Origin of the sequence: Gilliamella sp. GillExp13, from assembly GCF_001690815.1 — a bacterium.
Taxonomy (GTDB): domain Bacteria; phylum Pseudomonadota; class Gammaproteobacteria; order Enterobacterales; family Orbaceae; genus Gilliamella; species Gilliamella bombi.
Genome location: NZ_LZHJ01000045.1, coordinates 19801 through 27086, shown reverse-complemented (window position 1 = coordinate 27086; position 7286 = coordinate 19801). Strand labels below are relative to the sequence as shown.

Annotated in this window: 6 protein-coding genes and 1 pseudogene; 1 reads left to right on the top strand and 6 read right to left on the bottom strand. The window is 34.6% G+C overall.

Translation table 11 applies throughout. The annotated features are described in order from the left end of the window. Positions 1-85 precede the first annotated feature (85 nt). Positions 86-340 (bottom strand): annotated as a pseudogene (locus A9G37_RS03550) (transposase); the annotation flags it as partial. 91 nt (positions 341-431) lie between these two features. On the opposite strand from A9G37_RS03550, the gene A9G37_RS03545 reads away from it, so the two are divergent. Then, on the top strand, positions 432-704 hold the full coding sequence (locus A9G37_RS03545; RefSeq protein WP_034909884.1) for a hypothetical protein: 273 nt from the start codon (positions 432-434) through the stop codon (positions 702-704). Positions 705-907: 203 nt separating this feature from the next. Here A9G37_RS03545 and A9G37_RS03540 read toward each other — a convergent pair whose 3' ends face one another. The 5 genes from A9G37_RS03540 to A9G37_RS03520 all read right to left on the bottom strand — a co-directional run bounded on the left by A9G37_RS03540 (position 908) and on the right by A9G37_RS03520 (position 7245). Beyond that, a complete protein-coding gene (locus A9G37_RS03540) occupies positions 908-1447 on the bottom strand; it encodes a methylated-DNA--[protein]-cysteine S-methyltransferase (RefSeq protein WP_034909882.1) in 540 nt (179 codons plus the stop codon). Between the two features lie 142 nt (positions 1448-1589). After that, complete coding sequence (locus tag A9G37_RS03535; protein WP_034909954.1) at positions 1590-2354, bottom strand: histidine phosphatase family protein; 765 nt, start codon at positions 2352-2354, stop codon at positions 1590-1592. A gap of 13 nt (positions 2355-2367) precedes the next feature. Continuing rightward, on the bottom strand, positions 2368-3696 hold the full coding sequence (locus tag A9G37_RS03530; protein ID WP_034909880.1) for an OprD family outer membrane porin: 1329 nt from the start codon (positions 3694-3696) through the stop codon (positions 2368-2370). Between the two features lie 270 nt (positions 3697-3966). Continuing rightward, positions 3967-5361, bottom strand: coding sequence for a glycoside hydrolase family 1 protein (locus A9G37_RS03525; protein ID WP_034909877.1), 1395 nt, complete (start codon positions 5359-5361; stop codon positions 3967-3969). A gap of 3 nt (positions 5362-5364) precedes the next feature. Then, positions 5365-7245: a beta-glucoside-specific PTS transporter subunit IIABC gene (locus A9G37_RS03520; protein WP_034909875.1), complete on the bottom strand. Its 1881-nt coding sequence runs from the start codon at positions 7243-7245 to the stop codon at positions 5365-5367. Between the last annotated feature and the right edge of the window lie 41 nt (positions 7246-7286).

The following is a 7286-nucleotide window of genomic DNA, read 5'->3' as shown; positions in this document are numbered from 1 at the left end:
ATAGCGCAGCTCATAGCTATAGTAACAGAATGATTTTGTTGTAGTTGCTGTGCCCACGTTTTACGGGCCTTTGTGGGCACTAAAGCTTTTTTATGATTTCTTCCTGAAGCTGTGATTTTAAGCTCAGCTCGGCAAACATCTGCTTAAGTTTGCGGTTTTCAGCCTCCAGCTCTTTTAAGCGTTTGATATCCGAAGTTTCCATGCCGCCGTATTTTTCCCGCCATTTATAAAAAGTTGAATTACCCATGCCATATTTACGGCAGAGTTCCTTGACAGGAATACCTGCTTCAGCTTCTTTTAAAATAGCGACGATTTGATGTTCAGTCATTTTTTTCATCATTAAATCCCCTTTTACTTTTATCATAGAGAATTTTCTACTTTTTTGCTGTACTATTTTAGGGGAGAGTTACAGTATTAATAATCTTCTAAGCGTGAATGAGTTAACAAATGCTCCCACTACCACTATAGAGATCGATCCTGCTATTTTCTGGGGAGGAATTTTTACTCGAGCGATTGATGGTTCATTATTTAGTGAGTGGGGATTTATCAATCAAAGAGCTTATCCTGATTCTCAGTGGCGAGATGGTGTTTATTGGACACGAGATCGAGAATCTTCTTCTAAACAATATCATGTATATTCTGATTCTGGGCATATAGGCACGGGAAATGACTCTTGGAATAACTATGTTGTATGTAAGGGGTAATTTTATTGTGTAACTTTTTTCTTTATAAAGTTGAGAGTATTGCTTTATTTGTGTAATAAAACCGTATTTATAATACTAAAATTAAAACATTTTTTAGTTGATGGAATATATTATTTATTAACTCAATTTTTAACTGGTGGAGTAGTGCTTTATCGTTATTCCATCAGTTAAAAATTTAGAATGAAAAACAATGTAACTACAATTTAAAGTGCAGTTCCTTTAGTTGGAATGAAAAAATCTTTGATATAAACATCTTCTATTTCTAATAACTTTATTTTTTTATCTATTCCACCAGCATAACCAGTTAAATTACCGTTTGCGCCGATAACTCGGTGGCAAGGAATAATGATTGATATGGGATTATGACCAACAGCCCCGCCTACGGCTTGGCTAGACATGCTTGCTTTGTTTGTTTTAATGGTGATCTGTTTTGCGATATCGCCGTAAGTAATGACCTGGCCATATGGAATTTTGCATAAAATTTCCCATACTAAGTTTCGAAAAGGTGTGCCATTTGGCGCAAGCTCTAATTGGTATGGATTCGGTCTTTTTCCTGAAAAATAATCATCAAACCATTTTTTTGTAGAGTTAAAAATGGGTAAATTAGATTTTTCTTCTGTTCGTGTATTGAGTGTGTGACCAAAATATTTTTCACCTTCAATCCAAGCCCCAACGAGCTTATTTTGTTGACTGGCTAGGGTTATTAGTCCCACTGGAGATGAATAATTGCATAAATAAAACATATTGATCTTTTAGTAACATTTAATAAATACACTATTAAATTATGCTTGTTTATGACGATAAATACTACAAATTTATCGATTAATATTATGAGCTAATAGTAAATGTGGAATATGGCTCATTGGTGAGCCATATATTTTGAAGTTATTTTGCTTGATTCTTGCCTTTTTCGACGTAGCTCATATCTCCAAGGCTTTCAACAATAAATTTACCATCGTCGGTGTAACGAATTTTAGTAACACTTGCGTTACCTAATCCAGCTGTAATTGGTTTATCTTGCCACTCTTGAACCATAGCCATAATTGCTAAACCGTGAGATACCACAAGCACGTTGCCACCACCTTGTGCTTTGGCTGATTCAGCAATGGTTTTTAATGATGCTTGCATACGATTTTTTACTTTATTGTAGTCTTCGGCTTCGCCTGATTTTTCAACTGCGGCGATTGCATCCATCATTGTTTTTAGGGTAACCTTGCCTTGAGCCATATCCGCCATTAACTCTTTATCTGATGCATAACCTAAATGCTGTGCTGCTGGTGTCCACATGTTCGGATCAAAATCTCCTTCATAATCGCCAAAACACTGTTCACGTAAGCCTTCCATTTCATTAATTTGAATTTTATCGCCTTTAGCTTCTAAAACAATGCGAGCAGTTTGTCGTGCTCTACCTAAATCACTTGAATAGACTGAAATAAATTTGACACCTTTCAATCCTCGTCCTAGTTGTTCTGCCACCTCGACACCTGGTTTTGTTAGCGGTGTATCAGACCATCCTTGGGCACGGTGTACGTTATTAAACATAGTTTTACCATGGCGAGTGACATAGAGATAAACATCATCAGCAAAAGCTTGTGATAAGGTTGTTATTGAAATAATTAATGTACTAATTAATATAATAAATTTTTTCATTGTTTTGTCCTCTTTATAATAAATTAAATCGGTAATCAATTACCGTTTCCGCCGAAAGTGAAGGTGAACGTTGGTATTTTCCATGTCTAAGTTTAGGTGTAAGGTCTGAAGCACTGACAGTTTTATAAGACCAACCATACCCAACCTTCGATAAAATAGAAAAATTTTTAAAAGCGCCACTAGTTGGTTTCCATATATCAAAAACGTTAATTTCGCCATTTTTTAATGTATTATGTTTGTAGTTAAATTGGCCATAATTCATATATAGACCAGTGCTATTATTTTTAACAAAATCATAACTCATTACAGTTGTTAGTACCATTTCACCATCACGTAAATAATCTGAGCCAGCAGCGGCAAGACCGTTAAAGCGAGCACGAGTATTTTTACCTAAATGTCGATTATAATATCCGATAGCGTTATGTTTGTTAGCGTCTGTATAAGCTAAACCGACTTTAATACTCCAGTCTTCTTCTTTCCATTCGACATCGGTTGCATAGTGCCATGCGTGATCTTCAAACTCCTTTTTGTTTTGTTTCATGGCATCATAATTGTCAAGAGCATAACTTCCGTAGAATTGTCCGCCTAAGATTAATTTTTGTATTGGTTTATACGATAATTCAATGACATGGCGCCTTAAATAATCTTTAGCAACACCATAAGAATAATCTAAAGTAAGATCTTTATTTTTATAAGCGATTTCAGCTGTTGCAATATTATTAATGACTTTTTTACGATCTGCCGTTAAAAAACGTAATTTTTTAGCGGATTCGCGGGGTAGGGTGCTATCAATATAAGCCAATGAAAAATAAACGTTATCATATTTTAGAATTCCGCTATAACCAAGATAACTATTGCGGGTAAGATGTTGGGTTGAACTTATGATACCTAAATCCTTCATGCTATGCCAACCAGCTTTCCCATTAAAGTTAATAGCATCATTACCTAATTTTATTTTGGCATAACGTTGGGTAAATTTATTAAATCCGTGAGCGTTATGTTTGTTATAGCCTTTACCATCGTTATAAAGTAGATTACGGGTCGCAAAGTAATCACTGGCGCCTAATCTTATTATGTTATCATAGGTGACATCAAAACCGATCATGTCAAATAAATAACCTGATTTATAATCAAAGCTAAATGCTTGCCCCCAAGCGCTGTGTACCTCTTTAGGTTGGGATGCATTTTCTTTTAAATATTTCCAATAGTTTCGAGTAGAAAATACAAATTTGGTGTCTTTAAAAAATGTATCATCGAGGATTGAGTTTTGGGTTGTCGCATTTGCTAGCATAGAATAACCTGATATCCCTAATAGCATTATTGTGAAATATTTTATTTTCATTGTTCCTTTTCCTAATTGTTTTTTATATTAAAAAAACCTAAATACTAAATCAGAGAATAATTCTCTAATTAATATTTAGGTTTTGCCTGCCAAAAAGCAGTAACAATCCAATAATTTAAAGTTTTGTTTTATTTTTATGTATATGTGTTTTTTATAGTAATATGATTAATTTAAATAATTTATATCTCCATTCGATTAGCTATTTACCTTGTCACATGTTTATTAAAAAATAATAGGGGAGATGAGCAGCGTCAATCCTCCCAGATTATCTTATGCTTTCAAATTTTCACCTTTTGATGAAATCACGGATTGATACCAGTAGAAGCTTTTCTTTTTATAGCGATTTAATGTGCCTGTGCCATCTTGATTTAGATCTACATAAATAAATCCATAGCGTTTAGTGACTTCGGCTTTGGATGCGCTGATAAGATCTATTGGTCCCCAACTGGTGTATCCCATAACTTCAACACCATCATTAATGGCTTCTCGGATTTGTACTAAATGATCATTCATATAATTAATCCGATAATCATCATTGATTGTATTGTTTGCTTCTAATTTATCTTTGGCACCTAAGCCATTTTCGACAATAAATAACGGTTTTTGATAACGCTCATAAAGTAAATTAAGAAGATAACGAATTCCAATTGGATCGATCTGCCACCCCCATTCGGATGCCTTAAGATAAGGGTTAGGCACCATATCTAAAATATTACCTTTGGTTTTTTGTGACTCATCATCTGTTGCACAGCAACTCATGTAATAACTAAATGAAACAAAATCGACTGTTTCTTTAAGATCTTGTTTATCTTGTTCAGTAATATCAAGCTTAATATGATTTTCTTTAAAGAAGCGATTCATATAGGTTGGGTAATAGCCACGCACCTGAACATCTCCAAAAAATAACCAACCATGATTTTCTTGATGAGTTTCCCAAACATCTTCAGGTTTTGGCGTAAGGGGGTAAGCCACAGCGCCTAATAACATGTTACCAATTTTTGCATCTTGAATGATTTGATGACAGAGTTTAACTGCTCGACCACTGGCAACTAATTGATGATGGATTGCTTGGTAGATTTGCTGTTTGGTGCTATTTCTGTCCAAACCAACACCGGTGAAAGGTTCATGTAATGACATGTTGATTTCATTGAAGGTAAGCCAATATTTAACCTTATTTTTATAGCGTTCAAAAACAGTTTTAGCGTAATGAGTGAAAAATTCAATGACTTTACGATTTTCCCATCCACCATATTGAGTAACAAGATAATAGGGCATTTCATAGTGTGATAAAGTGACTAGTGGCTTTATGTTGTGTTTTGCCATTTCATCAAATAATTTGTCATAAAAGGCTAAGCCAGCTTCATTTGGTTGTTCTTCATCGCCATTAGGAAATATGCGTGTCCAAGCAATTGATGTTCGTAAACAAGTGAAACCCATTTCAGCAAATAGAGCAATATCTTCAGGATAGCGATGATAAAAATCGATAGCTTTGTCTTTTATACTAGCAATATCAGTTTCATTGCGATTGATGATGTCACCAAATAAACCATTTGGCGTACAATCTGATGTAGATAAACCTTTACCATCTTCACGGTAAGCCCCTTCAACTTGGTTAGCGGCAATGGCACCGCCCCAAAGAAAATCATTAGGAAATTTTGTTGACATGTTTTACTCCTTATTTTGGGATAACGCTAATAAAGCCTCTCCGCTTTTAATATTATCTTGTTCAAAGATACGTTGTATATCTTGATAACTATCACTATTAGTAATTATAATTGGTGTGGTAACTTCAAAACCAGCTTGTTTAATTGCCTCTATATCAAAACTGACTAACAAATCACCTTTTTTTACTTTGCTACCAGTTTCTACATGAGCTTCAAAATGTTGACCATCCAATTTAACGGTATCAATACCGATATGAATTAATATTTCAGCTCCAGATTCTGTTTGAAAGCCAATTGCGTGTTTAGTTCGAAATAATGACACAACTTCACCATCATCAGGGGCGACAGCTTGACCAACAGTTGGAATGATTGCAATACCTTTACCCATTAATTCACTGGCAAATGTAGGATCTTTTACCTCACTTAATGGATTGACTTTGCCTGTCATTGGGCTGTAGATCGTGATTTTATGTTCAGTTTCCATATTGTTAGAAGATGAATTATCAATTTCATCCGTTTGAGATTTATCTTTAGGTATACCAAAGAAATAAGTAACGATTGTTGCAATTGCAAAGGAAATAATTGTAGCAATAACAACCGCATAAAATCTTGAATCGACCCCTTCAATTGGAATTAATTGTAAAAATGAAAATATACTAACCATACCAAATGAATAAGTGACAGTGTGATGGTAACCAACAATAGCCCCACCGATTGCGGCAGACAAACAACCAATAATAAATGGTTTTTTTAATGGTAAATTCACACCATAGATTGCGGGTTCTGTTACACCAAAAATCCCTGATAATACAGATGAACTTGCTAATGCTTTAAATTGTTTATCTTTAGAACGTAACATTACCGCCAATGCAGCCCCTGTTTGTGCAAAAACAGCCGGTAATAAAATAGGTAACATAAAGTCTTCATGATAAAGAGCCAAGTTATTCATTGAAAATGGTACTAATCCCCAATGAACCCCAAATATCACCATGATTTGCCAGCTAGCGGCTAAAATCATTGAAGCAATTACAGGGTTTAATTGATAGATGAAGATAATTCCAGAGGCAATAAGGTCACTTAACATTGACACAACTGGACCAATAACCGCAAAAGTTAACGGTACGGTAATTAATATGCTGAGTAATGGCGAGATAAATTTTTTAAATGAATCATGCAATATTTTATTAAAAACTCGTTCAAATATAGAATATACCCAACTCGCTAAAATAATTGGAAATACCGATGATGCATAAGGGATTAGACTAATTGGGATTGAAAAGAATTCGGTTTGTAATTCTAATGCGCCTTTCATCATACCGACAATATTAGGGTGAACTAATGCACCACCAATTGCCATGCCTACATAGGGATTACCGCCAAATTTTTTAACAGCAGAAAATCCTAAAATAATAGGTAGGTAATAAAAAGGTGCATCAGCAATGGCAAATAGGAAATTATAAGTAGGTGTTTCAGGGATAATGACATTGATTACTTGTAACAACGAGATTAAACCTTTTAAAATCCCACCAGCAACAAGTATAGCAAGTGCTGGAATAAAAATTCCCGAAACAAGATCAATCAATTTAGAGAAAATCCCCGATTTTTTGCCTGATTGCGAGGCTGGTTCGTTATTTTCATTAAGATTTGTCAGTTGCATAATGTCACTATATACATCAGCAACATTATTACCAATAACAACCTGAAATTGTCCTCCACTTTGTACAACAGTAATAACCCCGACCAGTTTTTTTAATGTTTCTGCATCGGCTTTGTTATCATCTTTCAATACAAATCTTAAACGAGTAGCACAATGCACTAAGCTGATAACATTGTCCTTACCCCCAACATATTGAATAATTGATTCGGCAAGCTGTTTGTTTTTCATACCTATCCTTTTCAATGCAAAAAAAAACCTAAATCCCTTTA

Excerpts from the sequence above, each read along its gene's own strand:
- A9G37_RS03530 (WP_034909880.1), bottom strand. The coding sequence starts at position 3,696 with ATGAAAATAAAATATTTCACAATAATGCTATTAGGGATATCAGGTTAT.
- A9G37_RS03535 (WP_034909954.1), bottom strand. The coding sequence starts at position 2,354 with ATGAAAAAATTTATTATATTAATTAGTACATTAATTATTTCAATAACA.
- A9G37_RS03525 (WP_034909877.1), bottom strand. The coding sequence starts at position 5,361 with ATGTCAACAAAATTTCCTAATGATTTTCTTTGGGGCGGTGCCATTGCC.
- A9G37_RS03540 (WP_034909882.1), bottom strand. The coding sequence starts at position 1,447 with ATGTTTTATTTATGCAATTATTCATCTCCAGTGGGACTAATAACCCTA.
- A9G37_RS03520 (WP_034909875.1), bottom strand. The coding sequence starts at position 7,245 with ATGAAAAACAAACAGCTTGCCGAATCAATTATTCAATATGTTGGGGGT.